The sequence below is a fragment of the Paenibacillus sp. 1781tsa1 genome (assembly GCF_024159265.1).
Taxonomy (GTDB): domain Bacteria; phylum Bacillota; class Bacilli; order Paenibacillales; family Paenibacillaceae; genus Paenibacillus.
The window spans coordinates 3,950,379-3,969,064 of the sequence record NZ_JAMYWY010000001.1 but is presented as its reverse complement, the minus strand read 5'-3'; the positions used below and the strand labels follow the sequence as shown (position 1 = coordinate 3,969,064).

Here is an 18,686-nt window from a genome sequence, read left to right as displayed (position 1 = left end):
AACAGATGAAGTTTTCATGCTGGGAATAGTGGATTACCTTTCATCCCGATCCAGAGATCTGATTGTTCAAGCTGTGCAGCCAGATGTAATAACCAATCTTCACGTCCCTTGGTTGCCATCACTTGTACACCCATTGGCAAACCTCCAGGTGTGATATGCAGAGGTATACTTATCGCAGGCTGGCCAGTCAGATTCGCAAGCTGGGTGAAAGGTGTATACGTAAGACTGGGCTCAAACATTTCATAGATGAGTTGTTGCTGCTGGGTCTTGTCCAACTCACTAATCCGCATCAGATTACGGATCTGTTCGTCATGAGGTGTTAGTTCCCCAATCTTAGGCGCAGGAAAAGCATTAACAGGTGTGACGTAGAAGTCATAACGCTCAAACAAGGTGGACATCTGAGCTGCGGCTACATCCCATTCAGCTAAGCTATGTACAAATTCCGCGGCGGACACCTTTTTGCCAGCTTCAGCCAGAACCCAGGATTCAATCTCCATATCATCGGAGGTCAGAGCGCGGCCCATGGATCGTTCCATGGTAGAAATCATCGCGGCCATCTCTCCACTGTTCATCATGTAATAGTTCTCCATCAATCTAACTCCGTTGACTGGACTCAGCTTTTCTTCAACATAATGACCTTGTTCTTCCAACCAGCGAACGAGCTTGAATACAGACTCTTTGGCTTCTGCACTGACGGGTGTACCTACAGGCGAATCCGTTGTGTATGCAATTTTCAGTTTGCGTTGATGTGGATAGCTCATATCTGCCAAGTAACTGCCCGGAAAGAGTGGCGCATGAAACGCAGCTTCAGGCTGTATGACTTGTAAGGTATCAAGCAATGCAGCACTGTCCCGAACCGAGCGAGAGAGGGCGAAATCAATCGATGCGCCTTGCCATTGACGACCAACTCCCGGTCCTACAGGTGTGCGCCCACGAGTTGGCTTCAATCCAAACAGTCCGCTAAAGGAAGCCGGGATACGAATCGAACCGCCTCCGTCACTGGCTCCGGCCAGAGGAACAATACCCGAAGCTACAGCGGCAGCGGCACCACCGCTTGATCCACCTGGAGAGTGATTGATATTCCAGGGATTGCGACTTGGACCATGGAGGCGGGGCTCCGTAATATTTTTCAAGCCAAACTCGGGCGTATTCGTATGTCCTATGATGAGAAAACCCGCATCACGGAGTCTAGTGACAAAGTTGGAATTACGTAATGCCCGATGCTCGCTGAACAGACGGGAGCCTGAAGTGAGAAATTCACCTTCCAAGGATTGAGAGATATCTTTCAGGAGCAGGGGCACACCGGCAAAAGGTTGTTCTCCAGGGCGAACTAAACTGGCTTCCTCCCGTGCGCGATTTTCATATGTACGAATAACTGCATTAAGTTGCGGATTCACTTCTTCAAGGCGTGCAAACGCCGCTTCCAGCAATTCAACCGGGGATACTTCCCGGGATCGAATCAGTTCAGCCAAACCTACGGCGTCGTGTGAGGTATATGAGAATGAAGACATTATGATCGTTCCTCTCTGAATATAATTCATCTGTTTATTCCATATGTCATCGTACCACCGGATTAGACAAAAGACAAAACATAGAAGAGACGTAGTGCGATGATTTGCATATTCGGTATGAGGTCGAATGGAAAAGAGGGAGGAGTTGCGATATCAAAATAAAGCAGAGGGTTAATAGCCATATTACTCATTGAGAAAATGATCGTGTAATATTAATGGAATGGAAATGAAAAAACCATTGCTCATCTAATACGATGTACAATGGTTTTATTTTAAAATTCGATTATTGATTTATATGTGATGCTAGGATATTACCTTACTCTGTTCGCAGCTTTGGTGCCGCATCCGCCGCAGTTGATGATCGTTCCTGCTGTTTGGAAATGGCAAAGAGGGCAACCCAGATTAAGATAAAACCAAGCAGCTGCTCCCATGTAATTAGCGTACGGAAAGCAATCCAGTTCACCAACACACCTGCCATCGGGAAGCTGAGTTCTGCAAGAGTTGCAACAGAAGCTTTGGTTGACGACAGACCTTTGTAATACAACAGAAGACTGAGCAAACCTGGTAACAATGCCTGACCGAGAATGTTGAGGATCACAGCAGTCTGTTCACCCGTTCCGGACGGAAATGTCCATGCCGCACCTTCGTTCCATGTCATAAAGATCAGGAGCGGGAGCGCAACGACAAAGCGAAGGGAGGTGACGGTTTCGTAACGCGCCTGTCCCAGCATCAATCGTCCCATAACGGTTGAACCTCCCCATAAGGCAGCAGCACCAAGGGATAACAAGCTTCCAGCATGAATCCAGTTGTCCCAGTTACCTAATGGCAATGTGAAGCCAAATGTAAGCAGGTACGTTCCTGCTAATGCGATGAAGAACAATCCACCGAAGCGACGTGGCAACGTTTCTTTCAATAACAGTTTAGCCAGCACGATAGCGAAGAGTGGTTGCATTTTTTGCAATAAAAGCACCGTGTTCGGATCATTATGCGTAAGTGCCATGGTGAACAACACCGTTGCGAGTGCTGAACCACCCCATGAGATAAAGATCACGGCAATCCAGTGGCGAGCGCGCAGGTTTTTCAGATCAGCCCGAAATTTCCACAGCACAGGAATGGCAATCAGACTGACAATGATATGTTCCACCAGTACAATCTGCGTGGATGTCATCGTGTTTAGCAAAATAATGCGGAAGAGTGGGTCGACACCCCATAAGGCGGCGCCTAGAACTACAAGCCAGAATCCGGTATTACTTCGCTCCTTGCGGTAAACAGGTGATGCTGCTGATGTCTTTTCCATATTCAGGACTCCTTCGTCAGAACACGGAATCTTCAGTTGGCAAAATCGACAAAAGCCCCCGTTTCGGTATATACCAAATAAACGGGGGCTCATCCAAGGACATGCGTCAGGAAAGAGGCCTTTCCATGAACGGCATGTCAATGTGTTGATCTTCTCTCATCCGGACTGTACCGTCGGCCTTGGATTCACACCAAGTCAGTCGCTAAATGTCCTTCTTTAAGAACAAATAGCGAGTCGCGGGCTGGTTCCGAAGAACATCACCGCCGGTTGGGAATTGCACCCTACCCCGAAGATCCTATTCAATTATATAGTGTGTTGAACAAGCTGTAACATTAATAAGTTCATCTTATTCCTGTAAGCGCTAGCAGTTCAAGCATTTTTTTTAGAAAACGATTTTCCAGCTTCCTTGCTGTCTGCGAAGGAGCACGATCTGACCTGCGTGATAGGCATCGTGAAGGATCCAGCGGGCAAGTTCGTGTGCCCATTTCTCTTTGGAGTCCATATAAGCAGCTTCAAGTTCTGACTCTTCGAGTGCAGCTAATTGATCTCGCAATTGTTGGGCTAATCGAGTTGTACTCTTCATCAGTGTATTCCATCCGTCTTCATCCGTTGCATCTCCAGGATTGCCAAACGTGTATTCATTGGAGTCTACAGCAGGGAGGGTAGGCTCTTTACCTTGCATGCGACATAATAAGCGATGATTGTAATAATACATATGGTTAACCAACTGCCAGATGCTTAATCCTCCTGCGGGTGGAATCCAGGCGGCTTGCTCTGCTGTAAGACCTTCCAAAGACTTCGACAAAGGTACAATCCAATTGCATTGATCCCATGTATCATCCTTTTGAATAAGTAACACATCTAGTGCTGTTGTTTTCGTCATTGTCGTTTCCTCCTTAAGTATCATTGTGATGTATGATGTAACTAGCTAAAACTGATTAATGAGGTTACACTTAATATAACACATCAAAGACAGAATGTAACCATCTTTATTGAATTAAGATAGTTACACTAAACGGAGGTAAACATGGACAGACTTTGGACTGATTTTGTAAACAGCGATTATCACGACTGGCGTGGGGGAGATCGATCGGAGGACAGGCTCGGGAAGGCGAACTGGCAGCAAGACTTTCTGGATCGATGGCAACTTAACGCCTCGGTTCCTGCATCTCCAGAAGATGAGTTCTCGATGAGAAATTTCAGAAATGAATTGATGGCTCTTGGAGCCCGCGTGTCTTCAGGAGCATTATTAACGGATTTAGAAAAACAATGGTTGAACGGTGTTATGGAAAAAGGGCATGTGAGAAGAACATTGACTACAATTGATCAGGAACTGAAACTCCAACTGGTAGCTGTGGAAGCTCATTGGCATCAGGTGATGGCTGAGGTAGCTGCTGACTTTGCTACGACTTTGGTGGAGGGAGAAGCGGGCAGGATTCGAATCTGTGATAATTCGGATTGTCGCTGGATGTTCTATGATGATACCCGAAGCAGAACACAGAAGTACTGTGATGATAAGATGTGTGGCAATCTGATGAAGGTTAGAAGATTTCGGGCAAAACGCAAATTCCAAAATTGATAAATACTAACAATAACTATATAATGTATATATACTAGCGAAAAAATAGTCAGAAGCAGTACAGATTTGTAAGCAGGATGTGATCGTCTTTCAAACCAAAATAGATGGGAGATGTGTCTTGTGCGGACAAGTTATCTGTTGAAAAATGGCTGTGTGTTGTCGATGGATGCTAAAATTGGACAGTATAAGAGGGCGGACGTTCTGATTCAGGATTCACTGATCATGGCAATCCAGCCCGACCTGGATATTCCGGATGCGGAGATCATTGATGCTTCATCGATGATTATTATGCCTGGGCTGGTGGACACGCATCGGCATATGTGGGAATCACTTGTCAAAACAGCGGGAACCAACTGGTCGTTACCAGTTTATTTGCAAAATCTCTATTATGGTGCGATGGGAAGCAAGCTCCGCCCACAAGATAGTTATATTGCCAACCTGCTCGGTTCCTTGGAAGCGCTTAACGCAGGAGTGACGACAGTAATGGATTGGAGCATGCCGTATTCCCCTGACCATACGGATGAACTGATTCGTGGACTTCAGGATGCTGGCATTCGGGCAGTATTTGCTCATGGAGTTCCTGGTGAGACGAACTACTGGAACCGAGATAGTCAACTGACATATTCAAATGATGTGCGAAGAGTCAAAGAACGTTATTTTTCATCACGGGATCAATTGCTTACTTATGGGCTTGCCATTCGTGGTCCGGAGTTCAGTCATTGGGATACAACGGTGAAAGAGATCGAACTAGCACAAGAACTGGATGCGATCTGTTCCATGCATGCCGGATTTGGCAGTTGGGGATCTGTGGATCGGTCTATTAGTCACATGTACGAAGCGGGACTATTAAGTCCACGAGTGAATATCGTTCATGGTAACACCATGGGCATGGATGAATACAAAATGCTGGCAGATAGCGGTGCTTCCTTGTCGGTCACACCTGAAGTTGAAATGATGATGGGGCATGGATATCCGGCCACCGGCTATTTTCTTGAACATGGGGGAACCCCTACACTAGGTGTAGATGTTGTAACGTCTACAGGCGGAGATATGTTCTCACAGATGAAGTTTGCACTTCAGGCTGAACGATCCAGAGCCAACGAACAACTTTTGCAGCAGGGTGAGATGCCAGGTGAATTGAACTTGCAGTCCAGCCAAGTACTGAGATTTGCAACTTCGGCTGGTGCACAAGCATTGGGATTAGAGCAGAAGGTCGGTACATTGACCCCGGGAAAAGAAGCAGATCTGATCATGATTCGTACTACGGATCTGAATCTGTTCCCCGTCCATGATCCAATCGGCGCTGTCGTTCAGTTCGCCAATCCATCCAATGTGGATACCGTGTTTGTGGCAGGTCGCCTTGTGAAGCGAGAGGGTAAGTTGTTGCATGTTGATTTGGACGCTATTCGTCATACAGCGATGCAGAGCCAAGAATATTTGTTATCCCAATACCGGATGTCGGACGCGGAGAGAATTGCTTTTTCCTAATTCGCTTTTTCATAAAAACCAGAAATAGTTACTTCGTATTTTCATATACACCTCTAGCTGTATAAAGAGGAAAGGAAGAGCCATATCATGCGATGTGGCTCTTTTACATGCCTTCATATCGTCGAATTAGACAGGATAAGGGAGGAAGGGACAGCGGAAAAAGACGAAAAAAGCTCTCATTCTCTTGCCTTCATATAACAAGGTAATTTAGTTGTTTTTTATAGAAAATAAGGCTACTAAAAACTGCGCATAATATAAATTATACGCAGTTTAGTTTTAAATCGATTTTCATATTCAACCCCGTGCAACAGTTCATGATAATTTTCGCGAAAAAAGAACAAAATAAGAGATCCTTAAAAATAAATTTAACCAAGCAACGCGATAACGTGTAGAATTCGATAGGTTTTTATAGGTGATCGATAAGATAGAACAAATGACTTTTTCATAGAACAGATGGGAAACCATTTAATCTCTGCTACATCCATAGCACATTCAAGATTCATGACGAGAGGAACATGACTATGCGTGAGAATGAACATCGATCTTCATTATTTCGTAAAAAACCAATTGCGTCGGAGGGCGATAACAGCAGTGCATTAAAACGGGCGCTCGGTCCCTTGGACTTAACCACACTTGGGGTGGGCGCTATTATTGGTACCGGGATTTTTGTGCTGACCGGTGTAGCTGCCGCAACGTATGCTGGCCCGGGTCTTGTACTGTCATTTTTGCTGGCAGGTATCATATGTGCCTTCGCTGCATTGTGTTACTCGGAGTTTGCCTCAAGCATACCGGCATCGGGTAGTGCGTACACGTATAGTTATACGGCTTTTGGCGAAGTGATTGCCTGGATTCTGGGATGGGATCTGATATTGGAATATGGATTCGCGAGTGCGGCGGTAGCCAGCGGATGGTCTGGATATTTCCAAACGTTGTTATCCGGATTCGGTTTGGAGTTACCCCATGCGCTAACGAGTGCGTTCAGCCCGGAAAAGGGAACCTATTTTGACATCACGGCTGCGGTCATTACTCTAATCATCACTTTCTTGCTCACCCGAGGGGTGAAAGAAGCGGCTCGTGCGAACGGTATCATGGTAGCGATTAAAATCATTGTGGTGCTGATCTTCATTGGTGTAGGTGTTTTCTATGTAGAACCGACCAACTGGCAGCCTTTCTTGCCTTTTGGCATCTCCGGTGTAACTGCGGGAGCAGCAACCGTATTCTTTGCTTACATCGGATTTGATGCGGTCTCCACAGCGGCAGAAGAAGTTAAGCGGCCACAACGGGATTTGCCGATTGGAATTATTGCGTCACTGGCGATCTGTACCGTTCTCTACATCGTTGTATCATTGATCCTCACAGGCATCGTGCCGTATAACATGTTGAATGTCAGTGATCCGGTTGCGTTTGCATTTGAATTTGTGCAATTGAAGGGATTGTCCTGGATTGTATCTCTTGGAGCGATTGCCGGCATTACGACCGTATTGCTGGTCATGATGTATGGTCAGACACGTCTGCTCTATTCCATGTCTCGTGACGGACTGCTGTCACCGGTCTTCTCCAAGGTTAGTGGTAAAAGTCAGACACCAGCTGTAGGGACATGGGTTGCAGGCATTATCGTCGCTTTGTTCTCCGGGTTCATCTCGCTGGGACATCTGGCGGAGCTTACGAACATCGGAACGTTGTTTGCTTTTGCAGTCGTAAGTCTGGGCATTATCGTGTTGCGTAAAAATAACCCTGATCTTAAACGCGGCTTTCGCGTTCCACTTGTGCCACTCATTCCGATTCTGAGTGCCTTGGGTTGTGTGTACTTGATGACACGCCTTGCAGCGCTGACATGGATTACGTTTTTTGCGTGGTTGATCATCGGATTGATTATCTACTTTGCGTATGGACGCCATTACAGTCATCTGAATCCGGCACGCCGGATCTCCAGTGCTTTCAGAGCGAAGGATAAATAGATTAGTCGAGAACGTCTTTAACCGAGAACATCTTCATTTTTCCTCATTTCGTATCGCTTAGGCGAAGCGGGATGGGGATTTTTTTTATATAGAAAGATAAAGGGTGATAACAGAAGGGAAAGGTTGGTATTTTCTTCATATATGGGTAAGTAATAAGGGACGTAACCAACATAATCAAGGGGCCGGGGTTGCGGCTAAGCCAAATATGAAATATATTTGGGGATGTGACATGCCATCAGACAGAAGAGAGGGGATGTATCATGAACACACCATTACATACGAATTCAGATCATCAAAATGCAGCTTTTGGATTTGCACTAGCTGACTCAGCCGTACTTGCAGATGCACAATTGCTTGTTTCACATTTAGAGGATTCACAAACCATACAGTTGGATATTGATCCGCAGCGCCTTCTGAAGGATGGACGTAAAGTATCTGTCATTGCACAACAGTTGGATTCACCAGTCAATCGTCAGGATGCCCATATCATCTATGGTCAGGAGCTAGCATATGTGCACTATGCTGTTAACCTGAAAGCAGATAGCACGATCTCGATTGCTTCTATTGAAGGCGTTGAACACCCTGTTAATCTGGGTTGGTCAGCATTTACAGAAGGGGAATACGAACTTCGAATCTCCCTACATATGAAAACACCCCGTATTGCTGAAGGCACGCTCGAACCTGAGCAGATTGCCATGGTTAAGTACGCGCAGGTAATTACCGTATATATATCGCTTTTCCCGGCAGAAGCAGCGTCGTTGAATTCACCATCTCAAGCTGTGTGGAGCAGAAACCATCATGTATTTGACTCCTATGGCAGAGGAGGCTTCATTCTTGCTGACCTGTCTCGGCTCGCTAAGCGTGTAGAAGAACTGATTGGACCGGGTAACCATAATCTAATTGAACAATTTGCGGAAGGGGAACTGTCGGATACGTTGCTGGAAGAGGGGCTGATGGCGATTGCCTGGGGCGTGACTCCGTGGTGTTATTCACTCTATTCTGCACCAGATGAGCAGTCTGCTCGAATACTTGCCGTGGACAAGCTGGGCGATGAACCTGAACGGCAAGGGATCTACCATATTGATCCGTCCATTCAGCAATTAAGTATCGTGCCCGCGAATGAACTGGCTTACTGGCCTGCATGTGTTCGAAAAGATTGGCCTGTTATAGATGTGGATGGTGAAGGTGAGACGTTGAATATAGATCTGTATACTCAGATCTGTGAATCCGTGAATGGGCTGCATGAGAATCCATTGCCATCGTTTGTACTTACGCGCAGTCAAGGCAAACCCGAAGCGATCCTTCCGCTGATTGACGTTGTCATTGTAGATGAAGTATAGAAGCCCTACTTTATAATAAATATATAAATTGTAAATAATCTTAGCCAATTTTAACCGAATCGAGGTGACTTAGACAGATGATGACTGAGGAGATCCAGGAGCAATATGCGGAGGAGCTAGAAGCTTTTCACATATGGATGAAGGACGCCGGATATACAGGCCATACGGTAAAATCATACACGGGTGACGTGGTGGAATTCCTGATCTCCATTCAAGGAAAGTCACTGGAGCAGGTCAAAAAGCTGCATGTGCTGTCTTTTCTGTCCCGTGCCAGGGAGCGTGGGGTTAGTGATGCCACGAGAAATCGCAAACATGCGGCGGTGAACTGTTTTTACAAGTCCCTCATTGAACTCGAATTGTTAACGAATAATCCGGCTTTTGGCATTAAAAAATCCAAAACCGAGAAAAACCGTGCGCCCGTTTTCCTTGATGAAAGTGGTTTGACACGTTTCCTGGAGTCGGTAGAAGGCAAGTATCGCACACGCAATCTGGCTGTTTTTCTGCTGATGGGGTATATGGGATTACGGGTTGGAGAAGTGCATGCTTTGGATTGCAAAGACTATAATGCGGAGCGGCGTACATTGGATGTATTTGGTAAAGGTCGTAAATGGCGCTCGCTACCTGTACCGGAGACCGTGGCAAACGTATTGTCTCAAGCTATGGCTGAGCGTTTGGAACCTTGGCGACCGAAAGAGGAAGCACTGTTTGTCTCGCAAAAAGGAAAGAGACTGTCGATTCGCAGCATTCAGCTCATATCAACGGAAACCTTTGAACGTTTCCAGCAAGAATCACCAGCTAACCAACGTCAAAACTACTCCAGTCATAAGCTGCGTCACTCTTTCGCGACCATGATGTTACGGCGTGGAGCCGACTTGCGTACGGTGCAGGAGCTGCTCGGTCATGCATCGATTCAAACGACAACTGTCTATACACATGTCACCAGTAGGGAGAAAGAAGAGGCTATGGCTCTGCTTGACGTTAAACTTCCGACATATTAAGAAGTAAATAACGCTTATTTAATCTGAAGAGAAGTCTGTCCTAGGGACAGGCTTTTATTTGTTTTCATGTGGAGGGTGTATTTTGAACATAATATATATTATGTAAACCTATTATTTAAACAATCACAATCATAGTTATAATCAAAATCAAACCAAAGGGGACCATCTGAATCTTCTCTGGAAGATACCAATGGTCCCTTTGGGTATGACAGATATGTTAATTTACAACGGTTAACATGCTTAATCGTTCACGATATGAATGACTGCGTGGCTAGATTACTCCAATCCAGCGATCTGTTCTTTTAATTTGTTAGCAGACGCCTGGAAAGCCACTTTCTCGGTTTCATTCAACGGAAGAGGCAGAATCTCGCGCACACCGTTGCGATCGACAACGCATGGAACGCCCAGATAAACATCCGATACGCCATTGTAATCTTCAAGCAACGTGGACACGTTCAGAACGGAGCCTTCGTTGCCGAGAATTGCAGCTACAATGCGGTCCAGAGCAAGGGCGATTGCATAGGAAGTTGCGCCTTTGGCATTAATAATCTCATACGCTGCATTTTTGGTACGGTCGAAGATATCCTGCTGTGTCTCTTCATCCAGTTCCAGATCTGTTCCTGCAACGTTAGCCAGGCTCCATACAGGTACTTCGGAATCCCCATGCTCACCAATAATGTGGGCGTGAATACTACGTGGGTCGATCCCTTTGTTCTTACCAATGAGGTAACGGAAACGTGCGCTATCGAGCAATGTACCTGAACCAATGACACGAGAAGCCGGCCATCCGCTTTGTTTCCATGAAGTATAGGACAGAATATCTACAGGATTCGTTGCGATTAACAAAATACCATGAGAATTCACTTCAGTAATACGCTCAATAATTTCTTTGAAAATGCTTGCATTTTTCTTCAGCAGATCAATCCGGGTCTCGCCTGGTTTCTGGGAAGCACCTGCTGTAATAATAATGATATCTGCATCTTTGCAGTCGGAATAATCGCCAGCCCATACTTTCACGCCACCCGTAAACGGAAGACCGTGGTTCATATCCAGCATTTCGCCGGTTGCCTTATCATGATTCACATCCACAAATACCAACTCGGACGAACGCTGTCTCAACATTAGCGTGTATCCCGTTGTTGTTCCCACCGCACCCATGCCTACAATCACGACACGACTTGGTTTCAGAGCTGCACTATTTGTCATGTTCATATCCTCTCCTTTTTGGGTTATACTCCCATCCATATTAAGGGATTAGAGAATAGAAAGCGAGTGTTGTCTATAAAATAGTTCACATTTCATGTCTTTTTACCAATTATTCCGTCGAAAAACAGTTTAGGATGAAATTAATGGTAATAAATGTGCGACATTTAAGCCGGAGTAGGAGATGGAACAGGGAACGGCATGCCCACGAGTGGGCAATGAGCCTTTTACACAAGGTTTGTGGTAGAATAGGAGCAGTGGATTCTGATGAATCGTAAATAAAATGCCATAGGACAGGCATGCGCGCCTGTATATTGGATGAGAGAGGTGGAACCCACTTGCGTTTGCAATGGATCAAAATCGCGCAGACAGCATTGCTGTCTATAGGTATAGCAGCCTTATTGGCTGCATGCACCGACTCAGATCAACCTCCGGTAGCAGAACCTCCGCAGCAGCAGGAGGACGCCGGGAATACAGGGCAGACATTAACTGTCGTTCCCCCTGTGAACAGTACTGAATCTGCAGATATGGCCAAGTACCAAATACAGACCCGTTTGACCGATTTTCAGTTGCTCAATGACAACGGAGGATTGGCGTGGGGGGTGACGCGGAATGCGTTGCGCCTGTACTATACTCAGGATCAGGGAAAGACCTGGACCAATGTATCACCCTCGGAAAATGTACAATTTCCGGCTAACCCTAAATATGGACAAAGCATTTATTTTGTAGATCGTACACATGGTTGGATTGTTCGTGAAGGTATGGGTGGAACCGATACCATGGTGCTTCGCACCAACAATGGGGGCGTAACTTGGAGTCTGTCTTCTCTGTCCAAGACGGATAAAGTGACAGCGATCTCCTTTGTATCTCCTGAAAAAGGCTGGATACTTACCACGGTGGATACCGCTATTGGTAAACAGGACAAGAAACTGTACTTCACCGAGGACGGTGGAATTACCTGGGATCGGATGTCATCCAGTGATGAAGATAGTAAACAGGAAGCAGAAGAGATCTCCAGACGTGGTTACACCACAGGTATGACTTTCTCGGATCCGAAACATGGTTTCCTGACAGCCATGGAATTCGGTACACCGAAGTTGTATGTTACCTCAGACGGCGGAGAGAACTGGAATGCTGGACCATCTTTCTTTGATCGAAACAAATTCAACGGGTGTGGTAATTTCAGTATCAGTTCACCCCAATTTTTTGGACGTGAAGCACAGTCAGCCTGGATGTCAATGTCCTGCTCTCAAGGCGAGAGCACGAAATTTAATGGTTTTTTCACCACAGATGGTGGAAAGAGCTGGAAGGTGTCCAATTTCACGTTGAATAAACAAACGGGTGCAAATCGTAACCTTTCACCAGTATTCCTGAACGCATTAGAAGGTTGGGCTGTGCAGAAGGGCATAACCTACCACACCAAGGATGCGGGCAAAACATGGAACGCTCTTCCTGCAAGCAGTGTACTGGAGAAAATTTTCGAAGACTATCCTGAGATTGTGAAGATTCAGATGGTTACCTCCAAGCTAGGCTGGATATTAGTTGAAAATACGGATGCAAAAAGATCGTTGTTACTGCAAACGATGGACGGCGGTGTACACTGGAAAGTGCTATAAATGTAGAGTGGTATCGATGTGAATAGATAGGGAAAGTGAGGAGCCGTAGGGTTTCTTTCTTTTTGATTGAGAATGTGAAATAAATCACAATTATAATATCTAAAAGATGATATATTTAACTCAACAAGAGAAGGAGTGATGAAGATGAGAACCAACGGTCAAACTCAATTCACGCAGGCGGAAGAATTAACTAGATATATGCTTCAATTATGCTACACATGTGACGATGCCAATCGTTGTACAACAGAGGAAGCGGTGAAGGCTTGTATGGCAGAACATGCACAGGCAGACCAGCCCGAACCAGCTGAAGGTGGAGATGTAACCCGCGGGTTTATGGATCTAATGTACGCTTAGTAATCGAAACTGATCAAAAAAAGCTGATATATCAACGTTTTGCCCCCAACAGGGGGCTTTCTTTTTTTTAAACTCGAGTAGAAAAATTAGTTTACGTACTTTCCATAATCCGGTACGGCAATGCGGTCAAATTCATTAACCAGTTTTCTCAGGCTTGTTGTTAGTAATTCACCAGACATCGGTATTCCATGGCCAGTTACAGCAACCAATGGCTTTAAACTCTCAAGTTTGACAACAGATTGCTTTGCAGCTTCCCAATCTGTTGTTAAATAGCGAGGCGGTCCACTGATCTCCAATTCTTGATTCAATACTTTATACATATACTCTTGTTTTACAGTAGCGAAAGCGTCACCTGCAATTAACGCTCCGTCACTTTCCCTAAACAACGAAACATGACCGGGAGAATGTCCTGGGGTATGAATCCATTTAAATCCTGGCATATGGGGTACACTTCCGTTCGGGGGTAACGTTTGTACATGACTTCCAAGGTTTATTGGATCATTGGGAAAAGATGGGGAGATTTTCGCTACCAAACCACCTTCAACCGTAGGGTCTGGTTCCGGGTAGTTTTTTACCCCTGTGAGGAAGGGGAGCTCTAACGGATGTGCATAAACCGGAACTCCCCAGTGTTTGACAAGTTCGATCACCCCTCCGACATGATCAAAGTGTCCATGGGTCAAAATAATTGCTTTGGGGCGGCTGTTTGCACCGAAACGTTCCTCAATGACAGAAATTATTTCATTTGCTGACTTTGGCATTCCGGCATCTACTAAAACGAACTCGCCAGATTCGGGGTTACCTACTAAACAGATATTTACAATTTGGATCGTGTAGCAAAATAAATCAGGTAATATTTCAGTCCCTACACCACTTCCCACTGAAGTTACAGGGATAAACTTATAGTCGGTACCGTAATTCAATTCTTCTTTCATTAGCTCATCCTCCTTAACGTTGTTGAATTGACTTGCTGTAGTATACCCAGAAGTTTAAAATTATCCGATTTCCGTACCCTCCGCAAGCGGATTATCAAACAATTAATGGACAAAACTAGCGCATTTTACATGCATGTCGCTGTGCAAAAAAATGAATCCATTATACCATCGGTATTTTTTTACTTATGAATATGTATCTCATGAACATGGAACTATACTTCTGGTGGTAAATTAAAATTTGAAGGAGCTGTTTTGATGGGAATATTAAGTGGCAATCCAAAAAATGAACCTATGCATTACGGTGAAATCTTCAGCGTATGGCAATGTTCAACGGTCGCGAAGGGAGCTCTTTCCTTTTACCAAGCATTTTCTAATCATGCAGGAGATAAAGAATTGAAAAAAATATTGGAAGCTCTAATTGATCAAGCTAAACTTGAGATCAAAGAGTGTGATACTCTCCTAATTGATAACGGAATTGCTACCACACCAGTTTTACCAGAAAGACCTCCAGTAAAACTGGAAGACATTCCTATTGGTGCAAGGATTACAGATCCTGAGATAGCAGCAAGTATTGCTTCTGATACTTCAATGGGATTGGTTGCTTGCAGTCAAGTTATGGGCCAATCCATTAGAGAAGATATCGGAGCCTTATTTGCGAAATATCATGTTACTAAAACCGCTCTAGGCCTTCGTATTCTCCAAATGAGTAAAGAAAAAGGTTGGCTTATTCCCCCGCCTCTTCAAGTGAAAAGACCGGAAGCTGTCGGGGTTTAAAAATTTATAAAAATCCCTGCTGACGATAAAAGTTAGCAGGGATTTTTATATTTTAAAATAAATTATGGTGCTGGATTAATAAGTAACCACTTATTGTTACGGATTAGAAACATAATCAGGCATCCTGCGCCTGACAATGAAATGTATGCGCTTCTAAATGTACTTCGCAAATCGTGCAGCATGGGTTATTATAGAAATAATTAAGGTAATTTTCTCAAAATGTGGAATTGATTTAAGCTACCACTATCGGACCGTAAACTATCAACCTATGTGAATGCGTTGGGCAAAGCGGGATTTGTCATTGAGCAATTCATTGAGGACTCAGATGATGAATTGATGCAATTGCAAAATGACGATTTTGCCACTAAAGCAAAGATGCTCCCTATAACCTTTGTGGTAAAGGCACGAAAACTATAGTAGATAATAAGGGGGCAGCAAATGAAGATTAAACGAAGACATCACGGTCTTATTAAAATGATCGCTTGTATTCTGTCACTACTATTTTTCATTATGACATGTGCGGTACCTGCGCGCGCTGAGGTAGATCGAGTGGAGACAACACCCTCCAGGATTGCGTTGTCTTCGCTAGAGGAAACGATTGATTCATATGTGGCCACGAATCAGAAGAACACCGCTGCCGTTTCAGTTGTGGCTATTAAGAACGGTGTGACTATTGTGAATAAGGCCTATGGTTACGCAGATTTTGAGCAACAGAATAAGGCAGACACCTCTACTGTATTTGAATGGGGTTCTACTTCTAAACTGTTGGTCTGGGCGAGTGTTATGCAACTTGTAGAGCAGGGGAAGCTTGATTTGGATACCGATATTCATGAATATTTACCAGAAGGGTTTCTAAAGAAGCTTGAATACGATGCCCCCATTACCCTAATGAACCTTATGCATCATAACGCAGGATGGGAGGATAGATTGATCGATTTATGGTATTCATCCGAGAGTGATATTGTGGAATTAGGTGAAGCTTTACAAAAATTTGAGCCGAGGCAGATCGATAAACCTGGGAGTGTCGTTGCTTATTCAAACTATGGTACGGCTATGGCTGCTTACATCGTTGAAGTGCAAAGCGGACAACCCTTTTATAAATATGTCAGTGAACATATATTTAACCCGCTGAATATGAAAGACACTTCGATTCACCCGTCACAGTATGATAATCTACACGTCTTGAAAAGGAGAAATGAGATTCAAGGGTACACGACGAGTCTGAAACTCATCCCTAAGAACAGAGCATACATAAGCTTATACCCTGCGGGGGGCGCCATTGGCACAGCAGAGGATGCAGCTAAATTTCTCGCAGCCTTAATGCCGGTGGATCATAGCAATTTATTATTCGCGAACAAGGAAACGTTAGACGAGATGCTGTCACCAAGTCTAAATTATGATGGAACTTCTAATCCTCGAATTGCACATGGCTTTTTTGAAGTAGAGTACTGGGTGCCTGCACTGGAACACGCTGGAAGTACGGCGGGATTTACAAGTAAATTTGTTATTGACCCGGAGTCTAATTTTGGTTTAGTGGTCATGACAAACCAGTCAAATGAAATGGCTTATAGCGTTGGTCTTGTCCAGAAGGTGTTTGGAAGTAGCTTCAGTACAAATTCGGTTACATCTGAGAGAGGAGGATATTATCTGCCTGCGCGACGGGTCGTTTCCGGTTTTACGAAGGCATATTCGATGTTAAGTCTGCAGAAGTATACAACATTTGACCTTAGTAACTTTGCAAATGTTGTTGAGCGTAACGGGACTATTGAGAAGGTCTCCGTTCCTTATAATGACTTTTTGCCCGTATCCAACTTGACGATAAACTTGATCAAAGCATCTTTTATTGCGCTTGCAGTAGCCATCCTACTCAGTTTGAGAGCGATAATTGGCTATTTTATTCGGTTATCCAAATACAAATTAAAAAACTGGGAAAGACCCGGTACAGGATTTGATAAGTATCATATTGCTATTAATATTACCAGTGTAGCATTGATTTTAAATACGATCTTATTGTTCATGCGCGCCTTAGGCTTTTCCCCCTATTCTTCATTACGCATCCATCTCATCTTCAACTTGGTTTATGTGCTTTTAGCAGCGGCGTACCTTGTCTTGTTGTTCTACAAATTGCTGAAGAGAAATTACAGTAAAAAGCAAACGGTAGTTTACATCATGTCTGGCATGTCGGCTTTCCTATTTGCTGCTTTTATTATGGGATGGGATTTGTACTTTTAGAGCGAAATTATCGACGAGAACATGATCAAAAAGGACAATAAATAGCAGAAAGGATGAAACCATGAATATTCAGGATCTCCCCATTGATATAAAAGAACATATAGGGAAAGTTCAGAAAATCACTTTTCCTAAGCAAGGTCATACCTCTACTGTGGCTATTCTGGATACATTCGACCAAAAGTACATCATCAAGAAGACAGAAAACGCTCTTTATAATGAATGGTTATCCGATGAACATAAGGTGCTTCAATACCTTCACCATTCGGGACTCCCTGTTCCAAAGGTATATTCATTTCATACGGAGGACACATCGAGATGGCTCCTGATGGATTATATTGACGGAATAACTTTAAGAGAATTTCTCTCTAAGATGCCTGACCTCCAAAGTAAAGAAAAAGCGATTTTTAACTTTGGGCTTAGTTTAAAGAGAATACATGAAAGCTCTTGTCCCATTGAATTACTCAACAATGACAGTGCCTGGTTAGATACAATACTTAACAAAGCAGAATATAATCTAACTCATTTTGCTGTAGACGGGTCTGCAGAACGACTTCAACAGTTGAAAGAAGCAAGGCCAAAACCAATAGATAACACTTTTATTCATGGAGATTTTACTATAGATAATGTGCTAGTTAATGATTGTAATATTGTTGGAGTTATTGACTGGGCAGGAGCAGCTTATGGCGATCCAAGATATGATGTAGCATTAGCCATTAGACCGAAGCTTAATGCGTTTGATAATGAAAAAGATAGAGAAATATTTTATAAGGGTTATGGAAAGTTAAGAATAACGGATGAAGAGTACAATTATTTTGGAGACGGGATATATAACTTTTTTTAGAATGTTTTTATACTACGTTCTTCAAATGCATATCCAATCTCTTTAGAAGGAGTAAAACAAATGAGCCCTCCAAAACATATCGTATCTGCCGCTGCAATAGTGATAAACGACAAAAATGAATTATTACTTATTAGAGGACCACGAAGAGGATGGGAAATGCCAGGTGGTCAAGTAGAAGAAGGAGAATCTCTTAGTCAAGCTGCAATTAGAGAGACGAAAGAAGAATCTGGCATCGACATTGAAATTATCAAGTTTTGTGGAATATTTCAGAATATCGAAAATTCAATATGTAACACATTATTTCTAGCAAGACCGATTGGTGGGGAATTAACGACATCATCTGAGAGTTTAGACTCTGGTTTCTTTCCAATTGAAGAAGCGATTTTAAAAGTCGAATGGAAAAACTTCAGAGAAAGAATAGAGTATTGCTTGAACCCTGAGATGCAACCTTTTTGCATTGAGTTCAGTGATAAGAATAATATTTAATGTTTCCGGAAATGAGATTACATATTTCAACGAGGGTAACAAGTGTTGTTCTGGACGTAGGCGTATAAAGGAGGCTA

General features: G+C 43.9%; 16 protein-coding genes, 1 pseudogene and 1 riboswitch. Of the genes and pseudogenes, 12 read left to right on the top strand and 5 right to left on the bottom strand.

Annotated features, from left to right (window positions below; genetic code table 11):
• Positions 1 to 14: 14 nt before the first annotated feature.
• The 3 genes from NKT06_RS17395 to NKT06_RS17385 form a co-directional block, all read right to left on the bottom strand.
• Positions 15 to 1,511, bottom strand: coding sequence for an amidase (locus tag NKT06_RS17395; RefSeq protein ID WP_253437076.1), 1,497 nt, complete (start codon positions 1,509 to 1,511; stop codon positions 15 to 17).
• Positions 1,512 to 1,827: 316 nt separating this feature from the next.
• Positions 1,828 to 2,808: a DMT family transporter gene (locus NKT06_RS17390; RefSeq protein ID WP_253437073.1), complete on the bottom strand. Its 981-nt coding sequence runs from the start codon at positions 2,806 to 2,808 to the stop codon at positions 1,828 to 1,830.
• Positions 2,809 to 2,952: 144 nt separating this feature from the next.
• Positions 2,953 to 3,106, bottom strand: a riboswitch (FMN riboswitch).
• Positions 3,107 to 3,190: 84 nt separating this feature from the next.
• The gene (locus NKT06_RS17385) at positions 3,191 to 3,691 is read right to left on the bottom strand and encodes a DinB family protein (protein ID WP_253437070.1); all 501 of its coding nucleotides are present in this window, start codon (positions 3,689 to 3,691) and stop codon (positions 3,191 to 3,193) included.
• 144 nt (positions 3,692 to 3,835) lie between these two features.
• Here NKT06_RS17385 and NKT06_RS17380 point away from each other — a divergent pair, with 144 nt between their 5' ends.
• From NKT06_RS17380 to NKT06_RS17360, 5 genes are all read left to right on the top strand, one after another.
• Positions 3,836 to 4,387, top strand: coding sequence for a CGNR zinc finger domain-containing protein (locus tag NKT06_RS17380; RefSeq protein ID WP_253437067.1), 552 nt, complete (start codon positions 3,836 to 3,838; stop codon positions 4,385 to 4,387).
• Between the two features lie 120 nt (positions 4,388 to 4,507).
• Positions 4,508 to 5,875 (top strand): amidohydrolase family protein, encoded by a 1,368-nt coding sequence (locus NKT06_RS17375; protein WP_367399864.1) that lies wholly within the window; start codon positions 4,508 to 4,510, stop codon positions 5,873 to 5,875.
• A gap of 521 nt (positions 5,876 to 6,396) precedes the next feature.
• Complete coding sequence (gene bcaP / locus NKT06_RS17370) at positions 6,397 to 7,833, top strand: branched-chain amino acid transporter BcaP (RefSeq protein ID WP_253437064.1); 1,437 nt, start codon at positions 6,397 to 6,399, stop codon at positions 7,831 to 7,833.
• A 260-nt stretch (positions 7,834 to 8,093) separates the two neighbouring features.
• Entirely contained in the window at positions 8,094 to 9,173 is a 1,080-nt protein-coding gene (locus NKT06_RS17365; protein ID WP_253437060.1) for a hypothetical protein, read from the top strand.
• 77 nt (positions 9,174 to 9,250) lie between these two features.
• Positions 9,251 to 10,171 carry a tyrosine-type recombinase/integrase gene (locus tag NKT06_RS17360; RefSeq protein ID WP_253437057.1) on the top strand — a complete coding sequence of 307 codons (921 nt, stop codon included), beginning with the start codon at positions 9,251 to 9,253 and terminating at the stop codon, positions 10,169 to 10,171.
• A 276-nt stretch (positions 10,172 to 10,447) separates the two neighbouring features.
• Here NKT06_RS17360 and NKT06_RS17355 read toward each other — a convergent pair whose 3' ends face one another.
• Positions 10,448 to 11,377 (bottom strand): L-lactate dehydrogenase, encoded by a 930-nt coding sequence (locus NKT06_RS17355; RefSeq protein ID WP_253437053.1) that lies wholly within the window; start codon positions 11,375 to 11,377, stop codon positions 10,448 to 10,450.
• A 335-nt stretch (positions 11,378 to 11,712) separates the two neighbouring features.
• Here NKT06_RS17355 and NKT06_RS17350 point away from each other — a divergent pair, with 335 nt between their 5' ends.
• The gene (locus tag NKT06_RS17350) at positions 11,713 to 12,990 is read left to right on the top strand and encodes a WD40/YVTN/BNR-like repeat-containing protein (RefSeq protein WP_253437050.1); all 1,278 of its coding nucleotides are present in this window, start codon (positions 11,713 to 11,715) and stop codon (positions 12,988 to 12,990) included.
• A gap of 144 nt (positions 12,991 to 13,134) precedes the next feature.
• Positions 13,135 to 13,344 carry a hypothetical protein gene (locus tag NKT06_RS17345; RefSeq protein ID WP_253437047.1) on the top strand — a complete coding sequence of 70 codons (210 nt, stop codon included), beginning with the start codon at positions 13,135 to 13,137 and terminating at the stop codon, positions 13,342 to 13,344.
• 86 nt (positions 13,345 to 13,430) lie between these two features.
• On the opposite strand, the gene NKT06_RS17340 is transcribed toward NKT06_RS17345, so the two are convergent.
• Positions 13,431 to 14,276, bottom strand: coding sequence for an MBL fold metallo-hydrolase (locus NKT06_RS17340; RefSeq protein ID WP_253437044.1), 846 nt, complete (start codon positions 14,274 to 14,276; stop codon positions 13,431 to 13,433).
• 255 nt (positions 14,277 to 14,531) lie between these two features.
• Between NKT06_RS17340 and NKT06_RS17335 the strand changes: the two genes are divergently transcribed.
• The 5 genes and pseudogenes from NKT06_RS17335 to NKT06_RS17315 all read left to right on the top strand — a co-directional run bounded on the left by NKT06_RS17335 (position 14,532) and on the right by NKT06_RS17315 (position 18,609).
• Positions 14,532 to 15,050 (top strand): DUF3231 family protein, encoded by a 519-nt coding sequence (locus tag NKT06_RS17335; protein WP_253437041.1) that lies wholly within the window; start codon positions 14,532 to 14,534, stop codon positions 15,048 to 15,050.
• 237 nt (positions 15,051 to 15,287) lie between these two features.
• Positions 15,288 to 15,467: pseudogene (locus tag NKT06_RS17330) on the top strand (class I SAM-dependent methyltransferase); the annotation flags it as partial.
• Positions 15,468 to 15,488: 21 nt separating this feature from the next.
• Positions 15,489 to 17,282, top strand: coding sequence for a serine hydrolase domain-containing protein (locus tag NKT06_RS17325; protein ID WP_253437038.1), 1,794 nt, complete (start codon positions 15,489 to 15,491; stop codon positions 17,280 to 17,282).
• 61 nt (positions 17,283 to 17,343) lie between these two features.
• On the top strand, positions 17,344 to 18,123 hold the full coding sequence (locus NKT06_RS17320; RefSeq protein WP_253437035.1) for a phosphotransferase family protein: 780 nt from the start codon (positions 17,344 to 17,346) through the stop codon (positions 18,121 to 18,123).
• 60 nt (positions 18,124 to 18,183) lie between these two features.
• The gene (locus NKT06_RS17315) at positions 18,184 to 18,609 is read left to right on the top strand and encodes an NUDIX hydrolase (RefSeq protein ID WP_253437031.1); all 426 of its coding nucleotides are present in this window, start codon (positions 18,184 to 18,186) and stop codon (positions 18,607 to 18,609) included.
• The last annotated feature ends 77 nt before the right edge of the window (positions 18,610 to 18,686 follow it).

What these genes read in the sequence shown, in the direction of transcription:
- NKT06_RS17365 (WP_253437060.1), top strand. Translation starts at nt 8,094, where the DNA reads ATGAACACACCATTACATACGAATTCAGATCATCAAAATGCAGCTTTT.
- NKT06_RS17345 (WP_253437047.1), top strand. Translation starts at nt 13,135, where the DNA reads ATGAGAACCAACGGTCAAACTCAATTCACGCAGGCGGAAGAATTAACT.
- NKT06_RS17340 (WP_253437044.1), bottom strand. Translation starts at nt 14,276, where the DNA reads ATGAAAGAAGAATTGAATTACGGTACCGACTATAAGTTTATCCCTGTA.
- NKT06_RS17360 (WP_253437057.1), top strand. Translation starts at nt 9,251, where the DNA reads ATGATGACTGAGGAGATCCAGGAGCAATATGCGGAGGAGCTAGAAGCT.
- NKT06_RS17315 (WP_253437031.1), top strand. Translation starts at nt 18,184, where the DNA reads ATGAGCCCTCCAAAACATATCGTATCTGCCGCTGCAATAGTGATAAAC.
- NKT06_RS17355 (WP_253437053.1), bottom strand. Translation starts at nt 11,377, where the DNA reads ATGACAAATAGTGCAGCTCTGAAACCAAGTCGTGTCGTGATTGTAGGC.
- NKT06_RS17390 (WP_253437073.1), bottom strand. Translation starts at nt 2,808, where the DNA reads ATGGAAAAGACATCAGCAGCATCACCTGTTTACCGCAAGGAGCGAAGT.
- bcaP (WP_253437064.1), top strand. Translation starts at nt 6,397, where the DNA reads ATGCGTGAGAATGAACATCGATCTTCATTATTTCGTAAAAAACCAATT.
- NKT06_RS17380 (WP_253437067.1), top strand. Translation starts at nt 3,836, where the DNA reads ATGGACAGACTTTGGACTGATTTTGTAAACAGCGATTATCACGACTGG.
- NKT06_RS17320 (WP_253437035.1), top strand. Translation starts at nt 17,344, where the DNA reads ATGAATATTCAGGATCTCCCCATTGATATAAAAGAACATATAGGGAAA.
- NKT06_RS17325 (WP_253437038.1), top strand. Translation starts at nt 15,489, where the DNA reads ATGAAGATTAAACGAAGACATCACGGTCTTATTAAAATGATCGCTTGT.
- NKT06_RS17395 (WP_253437076.1), bottom strand. Translation starts at nt 1,511, where the DNA reads ATGTCTTCATTCTCATATACCTCACACGACGCCGTAGGTTTGGCTGAA.
- NKT06_RS17335 (WP_253437041.1), top strand. Translation starts at nt 14,532, where the DNA reads ATGGGAATATTAAGTGGCAATCCAAAAAATGAACCTATGCATTACGGT.
- NKT06_RS17385 (WP_253437070.1), bottom strand. Translation starts at nt 3,691, where the DNA reads ATGACGAAAACAACAGCACTAGATGTGTTACTTATTCAAAAGGATGAT.